Below are 16,170 nucleotides of genomic sequence, written 5' to 3'. Positions count from 1 at the left end.
GCCCCGGACCCCGAGCCCCGACCGATATGCCGATACGATGGGGCCCGTGCACGCCCGGGGTTTCCAGGGGCCCGGACGCACGCCGAGCGAAGGAACACCGTGTCTGAGACATCGACTGATCCGAACAAGCCCGCCCCGACGACCGCGCCCGTGCGCGTCGCGATCGTCGACGATCACGAGTCGGTGCGGTTGGGCATCCAGGCGGCGTGCCAGAACGAGGGCTTCGAGGTCGTGCTGACGGCCGCCGGCGTGCAGGAGCTCGTCGAGAACCTCTCGGGCCGTGAGGTCGACGTCGTCGTGCTCGATCTGTCGCTCGGCGACGGCTCGACCGTGACGGAGAACGTCAAGCGCGTCCAGGCGACCGGCTCGGCCGTCCTGGTGCACAGCATCGCCGACCGCGTCGCGTCCGTCCGCGAGGCGCTCGCCGCCGGCGCGGCCGGCGTGATCCCGAAGTCGTCCGCCACGAAGACGGTCATGGCCGCGGTCGCGACGGTGGCCCGCGGCGACGTGCTGAACAACCTCGAGTGGGCGAGCGCGATCGACGCCGACCGCGACTTCGCCAAGGCGCAGCTCGGACGGCGCGAGCGCGAGATCCTGCACCTCTACGCCTCGGGGCTGCCGCTCAAGCTCGCCGCGCAGCAGCTCGGCATCGGGTACTCGACCGCGCGCGAGTACCTCGACCGCATCCGCGTCAAGTACGTCGAGGTGGGTCGTCCCGCTCCGACCAAGGTCGACCTCCTGCGCCGTGCCGTCGAGGACGGAATCCTCCCCGGGCTCGACGCGGACGGCGGGGATGGTCGCTGACCAGGCCTCCGTGGGGCCGACGGCGCCACCGCGTCCGTCACGGAACCCGATCAGTCGGGCGCTCCTCGAGAAGGTCGTGGGCAGGGTCGTCGGGGCCGGCGGCATCGTCTTCGGCGTGCAGACCATCCCGTCGATGGTCGACCAGATCGGGTCCATGCAAGAGGCGTGGGCGTGGTTCATCGGCATCTCGATCTTCGGCGGGTTCGTCGCCGTCGCCGTCGCGAGCATCGTCGTCCGCGGTGCCGAGACCGCTGCGGCCTTCGTCGCCATCTCCTATCTGATCGCGCTGATCACCTGGCCGCTGGCGGTGAACGACCCCAGCGCGGTGCAGACGTCGGTGCCGTGGCTCTGGTACCTCTGCACCGTCGCGACGGCTGCGGCCGCGTACGCGTTCACGGCGTGGATCGCGGTCGGGTACCTGTTCGTCGCCCCGCTGGTCTACGGGCTCATCCGTCTGACCCCCTCAGGAGGCGCGGTGTCGCTGGCGCACGCCGCCCTCGACTCGATCTACGCCGTGCTGCTCGGTGGCGCCGTGCTCATCCTGGTCGTGATCCTGCGGCAGGCGGCCGCCAACGTCGATGCGGCGCAGGCTCTCGCCGTCGCGCGCTACTCGAACGCCATCCGCGAGCACGCCACGGAGCTCGAGCGGGTGCAGGTGGACGCGATCGTGCACGACAGCGTCCTCACGACGTTCATCCAGGCCGCGCGGGCCTACTCGCCCGACGAGCGCGTCCTGGCGACCAACATGGCTCGGAACGCCGTGGCGCACCTCGCCTCCGCTGCGGCCGCGACGCCGTTCGACGAATCGACGACGACCCTCGAGTCCCTGCGTGAGCGGCTCGCCGTCGTGAGCTCCGAGATGGGGGTGTCGGTCGATCTCAAGGCCGGCGACCTCGAGGAGTGCAGCATCCCGTCCGCGGCGGCCGAAGCCCTGTACAGCGCCGCCGTGCAGGCCCTCGTCAACAGCTCGCAGCACGCCGGCCACGGGGTCGAGGTCCGACGATGGGTCGGCATCGACGCGGGTCCGGACGGCGGGGCGCTCATCGAGGTCGGCGACACCGGGCACGGCTTCGATCCCGCCGTCGTCCCCGGGGAGCGCCTCGGCGTCCGGGTCTCCATCGTCGAGCGCCTGCGGAACGCCGGCGGACGTGCCTGCATCGACTCGCGGCCGGGCGACGGCACGGTCGTCCGTCTGCTGTGGCCGAGCGGCGACATCACCCCGCCGATGCCGGGGCGGCTCTCGTGAGGGTCTCCGTGCCGCGGTGGCTCATCGTGCTGCTCGCCGCCGTCTTCTCCTGCTACCACCTCGTGCTGGCCTCGGTCTCGCTCGACCGCTTCGACGATCCCTGGCCCGTCGTGGCCTGCATGGTCGCGTACGCGGCGGCGACCGTCGCGGCGCTCTGGCCGGGCAGGGGGCCGGCGATGCCCGTCTGGATCGCGGCCTTCGCGCTGGCGGTCAGCATCGTCATCCCGTTGCAGATCACGTCGCAGCTCGACTCGGCGGGGAGGAACGGCTACGCCACCTGGTACGTGGCCGCGATCGGCACCTTGATGGTCATCGTCGCCACGCGTCGCCGGCAGGCGTTCGCCTGGCTCGGGGTGGGCTTCATGGCGCTGCACGGTGCTGCCTGGAGCGGAGCCGACACCCTCGCCGATCTCGGCGTGATCGGCAGCGTGACCTGGGTCGCGTTCGCCACCGCCATGTCGTCGTCGTTGACGAGGGCGAGTCGCGAGACGCGCGAGTTCATCCTCGCCGAGCACGAGGCGGCCGACTGGCAGGCGGCGCAAGAGGCCCATGTCAACGAGCGTCAGTACCGTCTGCTGCAGACCGGACGGACGGCCCGTCCGATGCTGCTCGCCATCGTGTCTCAGGACGGCGATCTGAGCGCCGAGCAGCGGCGCGAGTGCTTGAACCTCGAGGGCGCCATCCGAGACGAGATCCGCGGTCGACGTCTGCTCGACGACGACGTGCGGCGCGAGGTGATGGCGGCTCGTCGGCGCGGGGCGGTCGTGAGCCTGCTCGACGAGGGCGGCCTCGATGACGTCGACGGTGCGGATCTGGCGCGCATCCATCGGACTCTGGCCGATGCGCTGCACGGTTCGGTCGCCGATCGCATCGTCATCAGGACGGTGCCGGGCGGGGGCGACCACGCCGTGACCGTGGTCGGGCTCGGATCGCCGGATCCGAGTTCGAGCGCCCTGGGGCGCGGCTTCTCGAGCACGTCGGACGACGACGAGGGCGACGACGACGAGGTCCAGCTCTGGCTGCAGATCCCGAGGACCCTCTCGGCCTGAACGCCCGAAAAGAAGAAGGGCCGGACGATGTCCGGCCCTTCTGGAAGATTTCGGATCAGGGCGGCAACCCGAATGCCGCCCTGACCCGCCCCCGATTGAGAACCCGCTTACCCTAGTTGATTCTCAAACGGTGGTGCGACTCGAAGAGTTACACCTAGCAAGAACAATGATGCCCGTCGTCGCACCGAGTGCAAAGTCGACATTTAGGGGGACAACCAGGGGACGATAACCTCGTCTACCCCTGTTCGGGTGGCCGGAACGGTGCCGATGTGCCGGGTTGTCGACCGGAGCCGCACGATCGCGCGGGGGACAACGGCGCCGAGGAGGCGCGGGTCGGGTCGATCAGCCCGAGAACGAGCGCCAGTGGCCCGGTCCGACGGTCAACGGCCCTCGGGGGCGACGTCTCGACCGCGTCCACGCCGATTCGGGCTGCGGCACGAGGAGGGTGGCCTGCTCCGCGGCCGCCGCGGCCTCGCCGGCCGCCAGGACGGCCGTGATGGCCGCGAGCTCGTCGTCGGTGGGACGCCCCGAGACGATGGTCAGCATGACGGGCAGGGCGGGCGCGGGATCGGCGAGGACCTCCCGCGGGTCTCCGTCGACCGGGAGCGCGGCGTGCCGTCCGCTCACAGGGGGATGTTCCCGTGCTTCTTCGCGGGCTGTGCGGCCCGCTTCGTGCGGAGGGCCCGCAGGGCCTTGATGACGGCGACGCGGGTGGCGGACGGCTCGATGACCCCGTCGAGCTCGCCGCGCTCGGCTGCGAGGAACGGACTCGCGACGTTGTAGGTGTACTCCTTCGCCAGGCGGCTGCGCACGGCCGCGACGTCCTCGCCCGCGGCCTCCGCGGCCTTGATCTCGTTGCGGTAGAGGATGTTCACGGCGCCCTGGCCGCCCATCACGGCGATCTCGGCCGTCGGCCAGGCGAGGTTGATGTCGGCGCCCAGCTGCTTCGAACCCATCACGATGTAGGCCCCGCCGTACGCCTTGCGGGTGATCACGGTCACCAGGGGCACCGTCGCCTCGGCGTAGGCGTAGAGCAGCTTCGCCCCGCGGCGGATCACGCCGGTCCACTCCTGATCGGTGCCCGGCAGGTAGCCGGGGACGTCGACCAGCGTGAGGATGGGGATGCCGAAGGCGTCGCAGAACCGCACGAAGCGGCTGGCCTTCTCGCCGGCCTCGATGTTGAGGGTGCCGGCCATCGCCGAGGGCTGGTTCGCGATGATGCCGACCGAGCGACCCTCGACGCGGCCGAAGCCGATCACGATGTTCGGCGCGAACAGCGGCTGGACCTCGAGGAACTCGCCGTCGTCGACGACGTGCTCGATGACGGTCATCACGTCGTAGGGCTGGTTCGGGCTGTCGGGGATGATCGTGTCGAGCGCACGGTCGTGGTCGGTGGTCTCGAGTTCGACGGCCCGGTCGAAGACCTGCGGTTCGGACAGGTTGTTGTCGGGCAGGTACGACAGCAGCGAGCGCGCGTAGTCGAGCGCGTCGTCCTCGTCGCTGGCGAGGTAGTGCGACACCCCGCTGATCTTGTTGTGCGTCAGCGCGCCGCCGAGCTCCTCGAAGCCGACGTCCTCTCCGGTGACCGTCTTGATGACGTCGGGGCCGGTGACGAACATGTGGCTCGTCTTGTCGACCATGATGACGAAGTCGGTCAACGCGGGGGAGTACACCGCGCCTCCGGCGGCCGGGCCCATGATCAGCGAGATCTGCGGGATGACACCCGACGCGGCCGTGTTCAGACGGAAGATCTCGCCGTACTTGCCGAGGGCGACGACCCCCTCCTGGATGCGGGCGCCGCCCGAGTCGAGGATGCCGAGGATCGGGACGCCGGTCTTCAGAGCGAGCTCCATCACCTTGATGATCTTCTCGCCGGCGACCTCGCCGAGGGACCCGCCGAAGATGGTGAAGTCCTGGCTGTAGACGGCCACCTGACGACCGTGGATCGTGCCGGTGCCGGTCACCACGGCGTCACCGTAGGGGCGCTTCGCCTCCATGCCGAAGGCGTGCGTGCGGTGGCGGACGAACTCGTCGAGCTCGACGAAGGAGCCGGGGTCGAGCAGCTGGTCGATGCGCTCGCGAGCGGTCTTCTTGCCCTTGGCGTGCTGCTTGGCGACGGCCGCCTCGCCGCTGGCCGTCACGGCCTCGTGGTACCTCGCCCGGAGGTCGGCCAGCTTGCCCGCGGTGGTGTGCAGGTCGGGCTCGGTGCCGGCGGTGGTCTCGGGGGAGGGCGTCGTGTCGGAGGTCACCCGCCTCACTCTACTGACCACGTCGTCCGACACCGTTGGAGGTTTCCACGCGTGGGGAGCATCGTCCGTGGTGGGTTCCGTGAACACCCGGGGCCGTCCGGCCTAGGCTGACGCGATGACCTTCCCACTCAGCTCGGCACGGAGCCCGTTCTTCGAGCATGTCGGGACGACGGGTTCCACCAACGCCGACCTGGTCGCCCGAACGGACTCCCGTCACGGCGGCGTGGTGGCCACCCTGCGTCAGACCGCGGGCCGTGGGCGACTCGACCGCTCGTGGTCGGCACCGCCCGACGAGACCCTCGCGGCGAGCGTGCTGCTCGACGCGAAGGGGCTCGACGGGTCGTCCCTCGGCTGGCTGCCGTTGCTGGCCGGGGTGGCGATGCGCGCCTCCCTCGCCTCCCTGGTGGCGCCCGGTCGGGGCGAGGTCGGTCTCAAGTGGCCCAACGACGTGCAGGTGGACGGCCGGAAGATCTGCGGTGTGCTGGCCGAGGCCCGACCGGACGGCGCAGTCGTGATCGGCGTGGGCGTCAACCTCACCGTGCCGGCGGAACGCCTGCCGACTCCGACCTCCACCTCTCTGTCGCTGCACGGGGTCGACGGCGCCGCCTCCGACCTCGCCGATCGGGTGCTGGCCGCGTTCCTCGACGAGACCCTCGGTCTCTTCGGCACCCTCGTCGAGCACGGGGGCGACGCGATGGCGTCCGGACTCCACGCCCGCGCCTCGACGGACTGCTCGACCCTGCGGCGCGACGTCCGCGTCGAGCTGCCCGACGGGACGGATCTGCACGGCGTCGCCGTCGCGATCGACCCGACCGGACGCCTGGTGGTCCGACCCCGCACAGGGGCCGATGCGGCGGTGTCCAGCGGCGACGTCACCCATCTGCGCTATGAATGACCCCATGAGCACCGCCGACCAGCAGGCCCCCGAGGCCGTCGTCGCGCGCCTCCGGCCGCACTCCCGCGTCATGTTCTGGCCGTCGGTCGCGCTCGTCGCGGTGTGCGCCGCGACGGGGTACCTCGGCGGGCGCTTCGACGCCGACTGGCAGAACACGCTGGTCTTCGCCGCCGCCGGGGTGCTCATCGTGCTGGTCTGGCTCGTCCCCCTGCTGGTGTGGCTCGGTCGGCACTACGTCATCACGACGCGTCGGATCATCCTGCGGCGGGGACTGCTCGTCCGGACCCGCCAGGAGCTCCTCCACAGCCGCGGCTACGATTTGACGGTCAGGAAGAACGGCGTGCAGAGTCTGTTCCGCAGCGGCGATGTCCTGATCAACAGCGGTCTCGATCGGCCCGTCGTGCTGTGGGACGTGCCGGGGGCCGACCTCGTGCAGTCCACTCTTCACGACATGATGGAATCGAACACGAACTTCGTCGCACAGCGGCGGCAGCACGACCAATCGGCCCCGGTGGACGGGGCGCCCCTCTGGAACGGCGACTAGACCCGTTCCGACCCTCGAACGACAAAAGGTGTCTCCATGCGTATTTCTGTGATCGGTTGCGGCTACCTCGGCGCCGTGCACGCGGCCTGCATGGCCGAGCTCGGGCACGAGGTCGTCGGCATCGACGTCGACGAGCGCAAGGTCGCCGAGCTGTCGGCGGGGCGCGCCCCCTTCTTCGAGCCGGGCCTCCCCGAGGTCCTCGGCCGGGCGCTCGACTCGGGTCGGCTCCGATTCTCGACGGATCTCGCCGACGCCGCTGGCGCCGAGGTCCACTTCGTCGCCGTCGGCACACCGCAGACGAAGGGCAGCCACGCGGCCGACCTCACCTACGTCGACGCGGCCGTCGAGGGGCTCCTCCCGTACCTGTCCGACGGCGACCTCGTCGTGGGCAAGTCGACCGTCCCGGTCGGGACGGCGAGTCGCCTCTCCGAGCTGGTGCGCGCCTCCTCGGGGGCCGATCTGGCCTGGAACCCCGAGTTCCTCCGCGAGGGCTTCGCCGTCAAAGACACCCTCACCCCCGATCGCTTCGTCTACGGCGTCGCACGAGGCGAGACCGGCGAGCGGGCCGCCGCCCAGCTCGACGCCGTCTACGCGACCGCGCTCGCGGCCGAGACGCCGCGTCTGGTCACCGACTACGCCACGGCCGAGCTCGTCAAGGTCTCGGCCAACGCGTTCCTCGCCACGAAGATCTCGTTCATCAACGCCATGGCCGAGGTCGCCGAGGCGACCGGCGCCGACGTCACCCAGCTCGCCGACGCCATCGGCTACGACGCGCGCATCGGTCGCAAGTTCCTCAACGCCGGCATCGGCTTCGGCGGTGGCTGCCTCCCGAAGGACATCCGGGCGTTCCAGGCCCGAGCCGACGAGCTCGGTCTCGACTCGCTCGCCTTCCTGGCCGACGTCGACGCCATCAACCTCCGTCGTCGCGATCGCGTCGTCGCGCTCGCCGGCGAGCTCGTCGGCGACCTCGCCGGGGCGCGCGTCGCGGTGCTGGGACTGGCCTTCAAGCCGAACAGCGACGACGTCCGCGATTCGCCCGCGCTCGACGTGGCGCGCCGCCTCCGGGCGAGCGGCGCGATCGTCACCGCGTTCGATCCCGAGGCGAACGCCACGGCCGGTCGCGTGGCGCCCGAGCTCGAGTACGCGACGGACGTCGAGTCGGCGCTCCGCGACGCCGACGTCGTCCTCGTCCTCACCGAGTGGACCGAGTTCCGTGAGCTCGACCCGGCCGTCGTCGCCGGACTCGTGTCGCACGCTCGCGTCGTCGACGGCCGCAACACGCTCGACTCCGTCGCCTGGCGTGCGGCCGGCTTCGACTACAGGGGACTCGGCCGCCCCTGAGCCTCGATCCCGGTCCGCGCGGGGTGGAACACCCAGAGCTTGTAGAGCGTGAACCGGAAGACCGAGCCCAGGGCGAGGCCGACGACGTTGCTCGAGACGTTGTCGGCCGCTGCCGATCGGAATCCCAGCACGTAGTGGGACACCCCGAGGCAGGCCAGCCCGATCAGGAGGCCTCCGAGCGCCACGCCGAAGAACTCCACGGCCTCGCGGAGGGCGCGGCTGCGTCGCGTCGTGCGGAACGTCCAGTACCGGTTGCCCAGCCAGACGACGACGATCGCGATGACTCCCGAGGCGACCTTGGCGAGGAGCGGCCCGGCCGCGATGCGCTCCGGGTCGAAGACCGTCGCCCGGAAGACGTTGAACAGACCCAGGTCGACGACGACCCCGAGGGCGCCGACGGTGCCGTAGCGGACGAGCTGCAGGGCGAGCCGGCGCATGCGCCTCCTCGGGGTATCGGCCAAGATGGGGAGGGCTCGACGAGCCCGGAAGATTCTACCGCGCCCCTCTCGGACCGGCCCCGCGCCGGGTCCGGGACGGACGCCCGCATCGAGGAGACACCATGGCCTACCGGATCGGCGTGATCGGAGGCGGGCAGCTGGCCCGCATGATGGTCCCCCCGGCCATCCATCTCGGACTCGACATCCGCGTCCTGGCCGAGACGGAGGGCAGCTCGGCGCGCCTCGCCGCGACGCAGGTGGGTGACTACCACGAGGTCGAGACGGTCCTCGCCTTCGCCCGCGACGTCGATGCGGTGACCTTCGACCACGAGCACGTCCCGCAGGACGTCCTCCGGGCGCTCGTCGACGCCGGCGTCGACGTCCACCCGTCGCCCGAGGCGCTGGCCGTCGCGCAGGACAAGATCGTCATGCGCCGTCGGCTCAGCGAGCTGGGTCTGCCCGTGCCCGACTGGGCGGCCGTGCGCGACGCCGAGGCGCTCGGCCGGTTCCTCGCGGAGCACGGCGGCAGCGCGGTCGTCAAGACTGCCCGCGGCGGCTACGACGGCAAGGGCGTGCGGGTCGTCCGCGAGGCCGACGGTGCTGACGACTGGTTCGCCGACCTGGCCGACGGAGAGGCACTGCTCGTGGAGGAGCTGGTCGACTTCCGCCGCGAGCTCGCTCAGTCGGTGGCCCGCCGCCCGAGCGGTCAGATCGTCGCCTGGCCCCTCGTCGAGAGCGTGCAGAGCGACGGCGTCTGCGCGGAGGTCATCGCGCCGGCGCCGAAGAGCGCGGGTCGTCTGGCGGAGGCCGCGGAGGCCATCGCGCGCACGGTTGCCGAGCGGCTCGGGGTGACGGGCGTGCTGGCCGTCGAGCTGTTCGAGACCGACGACGACCGCCTGCTGATCAACGAGCTGGCGATGCGCCCGCACAACACGGGGCACTGGACGATCGACGGATCGACGACGAGTCAGTTCGAGCAGCACCTCCGTGCCGTCCTCGACCTCCCTCTGGGCGACACGAGACCGCATGACGCCTGGAGCGTCATGGTGAACGTGCTCGGAGGGCCCGAGGCGGGCACCCTGGCCGAGCGGCTCCCCGCGCTCATGGCGGATCACCCGTCGGTCAAGGTGCACGACTACGGCAAGGACCCGCGCCCCGGTCGGAAGGTCGGGCACGTGACGGCGACCGGCGACGACCTCGACGAGGCGACCTACCGGGCGCGCGCCGGTGCGGCGTTCTTCGAGGGCTGACGCTATCCTCTAGCTCGTGTCCGACCCGAACCGCGCCTCCTTCGCCCCCTCCGTCGCGAACGATCCCGGCACGCCGCCGCGGGTCGCGATCGTCATGGGGTCCGACAGCGACTGGCCGACGATGCGGAGCGCGTCCGAGATCCTCTCCGAGTTCGGCATCGCGCACGAGGTCGAGGTCGTCTCGGCGCACCGCACGCCCGACAAGATGATCCGGTTCGGGCGCGAGGCCGCCGGGCGCGGTCTCGGCGTCATCATCGCGGGTGCAGGAGGCGCGGCGCACCTCCCGGGGATGCTCGCCTCGGTCACCACCCTGCCCGTCGTCGGCGTGCCCGTCGCCCTGGCGAAGCTCGACGGTCTCGACTCCCTGCTGTCGATCGTGCAGATGCCGGCCGGCATCCCGGTCGCGACGGTCTCCATCGGCGGGGCGGCCAACGCCGGCCTCCTCGCCGCGCGCATCCTCGGGGTCTCCGACCCGGGCCTCGCCGCCCGGCTGACGGACTACGCGACCAGCCTCGGCGAGCTCGTCGAGGAGAAGAACACGGCCCTGCAGCGGTCGCTGTGAGCACGGCTCTGCCGGTCCGCAACCCCGACCTCGGGTCGGAGCCGTTCATGACCCGGCGGGCCTGGGTGCTGGTCGTGCTGAACGTGCTCGTGCCGGGCTCCGCCCAGGTCCTGGCCGGCAACCGGCGACTGGGTCGGATCGGGCTCGCCTCGACCCTCGTCTTCTGGGCCGTGCTGGTCGTCGTGCTGCTCTCGGCGCTGTTCTTCCGCCGCCCCCTGATCGAGATGGCGACGAGCGTCGTGGCCCTGACCATCGTGCAGGTCTACCTGGTCTACTTCGCGGTGCTGTGGGTCGTGCTGACCCTCGACACCCTCAGACTCCTCCGCATCGTCCGCACGAATCCGACGTCGCGCGGCTTCCTGGCGGGCGTGATGGCCCTGCTGCTCTTCGTCACCGTCGGCCCGGCCGCCTGGGGCGCCTATCTCTCGGGTGTGCAGCACGGGCTGCTCAACGACCTCTTCACCTCTCAGGCCCAGGCGGCCGACCCCGTCGACGGCCGGTACAACATCCTGCTGCTCGGCGGCGATGCGGGGGCCGATCGCACGGGGCTGCGTCCGGACAGCATCTCGGTCGCGAGCATCGACGCCGAGACCGGGGCGGCCACGCTCATCGGGATCCCCCGCAATCTGTACAACTCGCCCTTCTCCGAGGGATCGCCGCTCTGGGGCGTCTACCCGGACGGGTACTCCTGCGGTGACGACTGCCTGATCAGCTACCTCTACACCTACGGTGAAGAGCACCCCGAGCTCTATCCCGATGCCGAACAGAACGGCTCGAACGCCGGGGTCGAGGCTATGCGCGACGCCGTGTCCGGCGTCACCGGTCTGACCCTGCAGTACTACGTGCTGATCGACATGGAGGGCTTCGCGCAGTTGATCGACGCTCTCGGCGGCATCGAGGTCGACAACACCGAGGGTCGTCTCCCGATCAACGGCGGCGTCGACGCGGCCGGTGAGCCCATCAACGTCGACGGGTGGATCGAGCCCGGCCGACAGACCCTCGACGGCTACCACGCCCTCTGGTACGCCCGAGCGCGGCACGGATCGGACGACTACCACCGGATGGTCAGACAGCGTGAGGTGCAGCAGGCCCTGCTGACCCAGTTCCAGCCGACGACCGTCCTGGCGAAGTTCCAGGCGGTCGCGAGCGCGGGCGTGCAGACCGTCGACACCGACATCCCTCGGGGAGCGCTGAGCGCGTTCGTCGAGCTGGCGCTGAAGACGAAGGGGCAGAAGATCGGCGACCTCGAGATCGTGCCTCCGACCTACGACAACGTCTACCCCGACTACACGATCATCCGCGCCGACGTCGCCGCCGCGACCGCGTCCGCCGCGGGCTGACCGGCCTCGCGCTGCTCGCTCGCGGGCGGACGGGCCTCGCGCTGCTCGCTCGTGGCCTGACGGGCCTCCGCCCGTCCGGACTCGACCCCGTCGGCCGAGCCCCGACGGATCGGATCGACGGGTCTAGAGGTCGGCGTGCAGCTGCCAGACCTTGTCCGCCGAGTCCGACCAGCTGAAGGCGTGCGAGCGGTCGATGCCGACCACTCCCAGCCGCGTGCTGAGCTCGACGTCGTTGACGATCTGGTACATGGCCTGAGCGAGGCGCTCGGGGTAGTGCTCGGGGTCGTCTCGCGCCACGACGGCCGCGGCGTCGGCCGCGACCTCGACGAGGGCCGGAGTGTCCGAGATGATCGTCGGGGTGCCCAGGCTCAGGGCTTCGACCACCGGCAGGCCGAAGCCCTCGGCGAGGCTCGGGAAGACGAAGACCGTCGCGCGCTGCAGCAGCACGGCCAACTGCTGGTCGCTGACGAAGCCGAGCGACCGCACCCGGTCCTCCGGCAGGTTCTCGCGGGCGACGATGTCCGCGATGCTGACGTCGCCCCAACCGGCCGGCCCCACGATGAGGAGCGGGATGTCGGGGGCGTCAGGGTGTCCCATGGCCTGGATGAGGGGCTCGATGCCCTTCCGTGGTTCGAGCGTGCCGATGCTGAGGGCGTAGGCCTCGGGCAGACCCAGTTCGTCGGCGACGGCGTTTGCATCGGCGGGCACGGTGAGGTCCCGGCTGACGGCGCCGCCGATTACGCGGAGGCGATCGCCGAAGTCGAAGCGCTCGGAGAGCTCGTCGGCCACCGCATGGGTCGGGACGACGACGGCGTCGGCGAACCGGTGCGCGCGCCGGGCCATCGCCTTGTGCCAGCGGACACCGCGAGGGGTGAGCGTGTGCGGGTGGGTCCACGGGACCGTGTCGTGGATGGTCGCGACGGTCTGCGTCGCGGGCTCGAGCGCACGGTCGTGCCGGAACAGCGGTGCGAGCAGGCTCGTCGAGTGCACCATGCCCCGCCCGGGGAGCCCGGCGAGTCCGGTCTGCCAGGCGAGCGAGAGCTCCCGCCGACCGAGCGGCGCCTTGGCCAGCCCGGAGAGACCGGGGATCAGATCGGTGAGCCGGTCGTACTCCGCCTGCGGGTGGGCCGCCACGACGCCTTCGACGTCGCACCCTCGCGGGGCGTTCGCGATGAGACTGCGCGTGAGCTCTACGGTGTAGCGGCCGATGCCGCCGGGAACGGGTGCGAGGACCTGGTCAACGACCACTCGGAGTGTCGTCATCGGACGAGAAGACCCCCTTCGCGGCGGCGTCGTGGAGTGCTTCGTCCCACGGACGCAGCGAAGCGAGGCCGGCAGCGGTCCACGCGTCGTGGCCGAGGACGCTGAACGCCGGGCGGGGGGCGGGGCGGACGAAGCTCGAGCTGTCGGTCGCCTTCACGCGGTCGGCATCCAGACCGGCGGTCTCGAAGACCGCACGGGCGAAGTCGAACCAGCTCGCGCGACCGCCGTTCGTGCCGTGGTAGACACCGGCCGGTGCGTCGGAGTCGACGAGTCGGACGATCTGCTCGGCGAGGTCGAGAGTCCAGGTCGGCTGACCGATCTGGTCGTCGACGACGCTCACCGTGTCGTGGGTGGATGCCAGACGGAGCATGGTCTTCGCGAAGTTCGGACCGTGCTGCCCGTAGAGCCAGGCCGTCCGGACGATGTAGGTGCCGTCGGGGTTGGCCTCACGGGCCAGGCGCTCGCCCTCGGCCTTGGTGCGGCCGTAGGCACTGACCGGAGCCAGGGGAGTGGACTCCGCGTAGGGCTCCGTGGCGGTGCCGTCGAAGACGTAGTCGGTCGAGACCTGGACGAGTCTCGCCCCCGAGGAGGCGGTGGCCTCGCCGAGCAGACCGGCTGCGGTCCCGTTGACGGCTCGGGCCGCCTCCTCGTCGGTCTCCGCCGCATCGACCGCCGTGTAGGCCGCGGCGTTGATCACGACGTCGTGCCCGGCCACCGCGGAGAAGACCGCGTCGCGGTCCGTGACGTCGAGGTCGGCGCGACCGAGCACGGTCACCTCGCGGCCGAAGAGAGCCTCGAGGAGGTCGGACCCGAGCATGCCGCGGGCGCCGGTGACGAGGTAACGGAGGTTCTGCGGAGTGCTCATCAGAGGGCCGCGCGCTCTTTCAGGGGCTCCCACCACTGACGGTTGTCGCGGTACCACTGCACGACCTCCGCGAGTCCGTCGGCGAACGGGACGCGAGGCTCGTAGCCGAGTTCGTCGCGGATCTTGGAGATGTCGACGGAGTACCGGAGGTCGTGGCCGAGGCGGTCCGCGACGCGGTCGACGTAGGACCAGTCCTTGCCGGTGGACTCGAGCAGCATCTCGGTCAGCTCGCGGTTGGTGAGCTCGGTGCCACCGCCGATGTTGTAGATCTCGCCCGCGCGGCCGTCGACGAGCACCATGGCGATCCCGCGCGTGTGGTCGTCGACGTGCAGCCAGTCGCGGATGTTGTTGCCCTCGCCGTAGAGGGGGACGTGCTTGTCGTCGATGAGGTTCGTGACGAAGAGGGGGATGACCTTCTCGGGGAAGTGGAACGGGCCGTAGTTGTTGCTGCAGCGCGTGATCGAGACGTTGAGGCCGTGGGTGCGGTGGTAGCTGCGGGCCAGGAGGTCGCTGCCCGCCTTCGAGGCGGAGTACGGCGAATTGGGCTCGAGCGGGCGGTCTTCTGCCCACGACCCCTCGGCGATCGAGCCGTACACCTCGTCGGTCGAGACGTGGACGAAGCGCTTCAGGTCGTTGCGCAGGGCGGCGTCGAGGAGCTGCTGGGTGCCCAGGACGTTCGTCTCGACGAAGATCGACGCGTCGCGGACGGAACGGTCGACGTGCGACTCCGCAGCGAAGTGGACGACGGCGTCCACCCCGGGGAAGAGCGTGTCGAGGAGTGCGCCGTCGCGGATGTCGCCCTTGACGAAGGAGTACCGGGGCGAGTCGGCCACGGAGGCGAGATTGGCCTCGTTGCCCGAGTAGGTGAGGGCGTCGAGGACGACGACCTCGGCGCCTTCGAGACCCGGGTAGGCGTCTTCGAGAGTGCGGCGGACGAAGTTGGAGCCGATGAAGCCGGCTCCGCCGGTGACGAGGATTTTCACACTGATTCCTTGGTGTTGAGGCGCGGACGTGTCGGTCGATGCTACCGGAGGCCGCTCGTGTCCCCCTTTCTGCCGATGCCCGATAGGGGGGTGGACGATCCACTTCCCGCATGAGAGGTTTGACCAATGGTCTGCTCTCCAGACGACCCCACGCGGTCTGCTTCCTCTCTCGGGCGCCGACGGGTGCTGGCCTACGCCGCGGCCGCGACGACCCTCGGCACGGCGGCCGTGCTCGCCGGCGAGTCGGACCGCGCATCGGCGGCGGTCAGTCTGGGCGAGACCTCCGGCTCCGTCGAGACCGTCGCGGACGCCCAGGCGCTCGCGGCGCTGTCGGCCTGGGGCGGGCACTCGAACGGCAAGATCCCCGCCGGTGCGCTGACCCGGGTCGTCTCCGACGTCGCCGGGTCGGGGTTCCTCCGCGACGACGCCGCCCGGCAGTACCTCAGGATGAGCCTCGCCTTCGCCCAGGCCATCGGCACATCCCTGCTCATCACCGAGGGATACCGCAGCTTCGCGCGTCAGACCGACTACTGGAACAAGTACCAGAACGGAACGGGCAACCTGGCGGCCTACCCCGGCACGTCGAACCACGGCTGGGGGATCGCCTGCGACTTCGGTGCGGGTGTTCAGACGGCCGGGTCCGCGGCGAAGCGGTGGATGGACGCCAACTCGATGTCGTACGGCTGGAAGCCCACGGGCAACGCCTTCTCCCAGCCCGAGCCGTGGCACTTCGACTACGTGGCCACCTACGCGGCGACCACCGGTGGCGGTGCGATGACGCCTGCCGACGCCGGGATGATGATCCTCCGAGCCGTCGAGCCGCTCACCGAGGTCGCGTCGATCTACACCGCCGTCGTCGGCGTCCGGAGCCTCCGGCACGTCCCCGTCATCACCCGGATCAACGCCCTGCGCGTCGCAGGCGTCCCCTACTTCGAGGTCACGCGCAAGGCCTTCTACGAGATCACCAACGGTCTCTCCATACCCCGCAAGGCCATCCGGGTCGACGCCGACTACTGGCGCCCCTGACGGCGGTCCCCTCCCCGGGGACCCGTTCCGCACCGAATCCCCGAGCCCAGAAAGATCACCACATGCTGCTCCTCCGATGCACCGACTCGCTCTCCGGCGTGGGCAGGGGGTACACCTGCGTGGTCGACACCCGTTCGCTCCGGCACATCGCCTCCGCTTCTCAGATGAACAACCTCGTCGCCGTCGGCATCCCCGCCCGCAACCTCAACGCCGTGGCCTTCTACGAAGTGCTGAACGGCCTCGGTATCCCGCGGGCCGCGGTCAAGAAGAACGCCGACTGGACGCGCGGCTGAGTCGAGGGCTCGTCCTCCCCGCC

17 protein-coding genes are annotated in these 16,170 nt (G+C 70.7%); 11 read left to right on the top strand and 6 right to left on the bottom strand.

Features of this window, described 5'->3' with window-relative positions; translation table 11 throughout:
• Positions 1 to 99 precede the first annotated feature (99 nt).
• Genes IFT51_RS01895 through IFT51_RS01885 form a run of 3 tightly spaced genes read left to right on the top strand, consistent with a single transcriptional unit; the run spans position 100 to position 3,099 of the window.
• Positions 100 to 804: a response regulator transcription factor gene (locus IFT51_RS01895; RefSeq protein ID WP_192058558.1), complete on the top strand. Its 705-nt coding sequence runs from the start codon at positions 100 to 102 to the stop codon at positions 802 to 804.
• Complete coding sequence (locus IFT51_RS01890) at positions 794 to 2,050, top strand: ATP-binding protein (protein ID WP_192058556.1); 1,257 nt, start codon at positions 794 to 796, stop codon at positions 2,048 to 2,050. Before IFT51_RS01895 ends, IFT51_RS01890 begins: the two co-directional genes overlap by 11 nt.
• A gap of 8 nt (positions 2,051 to 2,058) precedes the next feature.
• Positions 2,059 to 3,099, top strand: a complete 1,041-nt coding sequence (locus IFT51_RS01885) for a hypothetical protein (RefSeq protein ID WP_243213607.1) — start codon at positions 2,059 to 2,061, stop codon at positions 3,097 to 3,099.
• Positions 3,100 to 3,441: 342 nt separating this feature from the next.
• On the opposite strand, the gene IFT51_RS01880 is transcribed toward IFT51_RS01885, so the two are convergent.
• The gene (locus IFT51_RS01880; protein WP_371740646.1) at positions 3,442 to 3,726 is read right to left on the bottom strand and encodes an acyl-CoA carboxylase subunit epsilon; all 285 of its coding nucleotides are present in this window, start codon (positions 3,724 to 3,726) and stop codon (positions 3,442 to 3,444) included.
• Entirely contained in the window at positions 3,723 to 5,348 is a 1,626-nt protein-coding gene (locus tag IFT51_RS01875; RefSeq protein ID WP_192058550.1) for an acyl-CoA carboxylase subunit beta, read from the bottom strand. Before IFT51_RS01875 ends, IFT51_RS01880 begins: the two co-directional genes overlap by 4 nt.
• A gap of 115 nt (positions 5,349 to 5,463) precedes the next feature.
• On the opposite strand from IFT51_RS01875, the gene IFT51_RS01870 reads away from it, so the two are divergent.
• The 3 genes from IFT51_RS01870 to IFT51_RS01860 are packed head-to-tail and all read left to right on the top strand — an operon-like array spanning position 5,464 to position 8,128.
• A complete protein-coding gene (locus IFT51_RS01870) occupies positions 5,464 to 6,243 on the top strand; it encodes a biotin--[acetyl-CoA-carboxylase] ligase (protein WP_192058548.1) in 780 nt (259 codons plus the stop codon).
• A gap of 4 nt (positions 6,244 to 6,247) precedes the next feature.
• Entirely contained in the window at positions 6,248 to 6,787 is a 540-nt protein-coding gene (locus tag IFT51_RS01865; protein WP_192058545.1) for a PH domain-containing protein, read from the top strand.
• Between the two features lie 36 nt (positions 6,788 to 6,823).
• Positions 6,824 to 8,128 (top strand): UDP-glucose/GDP-mannose dehydrogenase family protein, encoded by a 1,305-nt coding sequence (locus IFT51_RS01860; RefSeq protein ID WP_192058543.1) that lies wholly within the window; start codon positions 6,824 to 6,826, stop codon positions 8,126 to 8,128.
• Here IFT51_RS01860 and IFT51_RS01855 read toward each other — a convergent pair.
• A complete protein-coding gene (locus IFT51_RS01855; protein WP_192058540.1) occupies positions 8,104 to 8,565 on the bottom strand; it encodes a GtrA family protein in 462 nt (153 codons plus the stop codon). The two genes, IFT51_RS01860 and IFT51_RS01855, sit on opposite strands and share 25 nt — an antisense overlap.
• A gap of 122 nt (positions 8,566 to 8,687) precedes the next feature.
• On the opposite strand from IFT51_RS01855, the gene IFT51_RS01850 reads away from it, so the two are divergent.
• Genes IFT51_RS01850 through IFT51_RS01840 form a run of 3 tightly spaced genes read left to right on the top strand, consistent with a single transcriptional unit; the run spans position 8,688 to position 11,717 of the window.
• Entirely contained in the window at positions 8,688 to 9,815 is a 1,128-nt protein-coding gene (locus IFT51_RS01850) for a 5-(carboxyamino)imidazole ribonucleotide synthase (RefSeq protein WP_192058538.1), read from the top strand.
• 16 nt (positions 9,816 to 9,831) lie between these two features.
• Positions 9,832 to 10,377, top strand: a complete 546-nt coding sequence (gene purE, locus IFT51_RS01845) for a 5-(carboxyamino)imidazole ribonucleotide mutase (protein WP_320476889.1) — start codon at positions 9,832 to 9,834, stop codon at positions 10,375 to 10,377.
• On the top strand, positions 10,374 to 11,717 hold the full coding sequence (locus tag IFT51_RS01840) for an LCP family protein (protein WP_371740645.1): 1,344 nt from the start codon (positions 10,374 to 10,376) through the stop codon (positions 11,715 to 11,717). The genes purE and IFT51_RS01840 overlap by 4 nt, the downstream gene beginning before the upstream one ends.
• A 123-nt stretch (positions 11,718 to 11,840) precedes the next feature.
• Here the strand turns inward: IFT51_RS01840 and IFT51_RS01835 are convergent, their stop codons facing one another.
• The 3 genes from IFT51_RS01835 to rfbB are packed head-to-tail and all read right to left on the bottom strand — an operon-like array spanning position 11,841 to position 14,828.
• A complete protein-coding gene (locus tag IFT51_RS01835) occupies positions 11,841 to 12,980 on the bottom strand; it encodes a glycosyltransferase family 1 protein (RefSeq protein WP_192058536.1) in 1,140 nt (379 codons plus the stop codon).
• Complete coding sequence (gene rfbD, locus IFT51_RS01830) at positions 12,955 to 13,845, bottom strand: dTDP-4-dehydrorhamnose reductase (RefSeq protein ID WP_192058533.1); 891 nt, start codon at positions 13,843 to 13,845, stop codon at positions 12,955 to 12,957. Before rfbD ends, IFT51_RS01835 begins: the two co-directional genes overlap by 26 nt.
• Positions 13,845 to 14,828, bottom strand: a complete 984-nt coding sequence (gene rfbB / locus IFT51_RS01825) for a dTDP-glucose 4,6-dehydratase (protein ID WP_192058531.1) — start codon at positions 14,826 to 14,828, stop codon at positions 13,845 to 13,847. Before rfbB ends, rfbD begins: the two co-directional genes overlap by 1 nt.
• 126 nt (positions 14,829 to 14,954) lie before the next feature.
• Here rfbB and IFT51_RS01820 point away from each other — a divergent pair, with 126 nt between their 5' ends.
• Entirely contained in the window at positions 14,955 to 15,854 is a 900-nt protein-coding gene (locus tag IFT51_RS01820) for a D-alanyl-D-alanine carboxypeptidase family protein (protein WP_192058529.1), read from the top strand.
• Positions 15,855 to 15,916: 62 nt separating this feature from the next.
• Positions 15,917 to 16,147, top strand: coding sequence for a hypothetical protein (locus tag IFT51_RS01815; RefSeq protein ID WP_192058527.1), 231 nt, complete (start codon positions 15,917 to 15,919; stop codon positions 16,145 to 16,147).
• Positions 16,148 to 16,170: the final 23 nt, after the last annotated feature.

The organism is Frigoribacterium sp. CFBP 13712, assembly GCF_014842255.1.
GTDB lineage: Bacteria > Actinomycetota > Actinomycetes > Actinomycetales > Microbacteriaceae > Frigoribacterium.
This window is presented reverse-complemented; position numbering and strand designations above follow the sequence as displayed.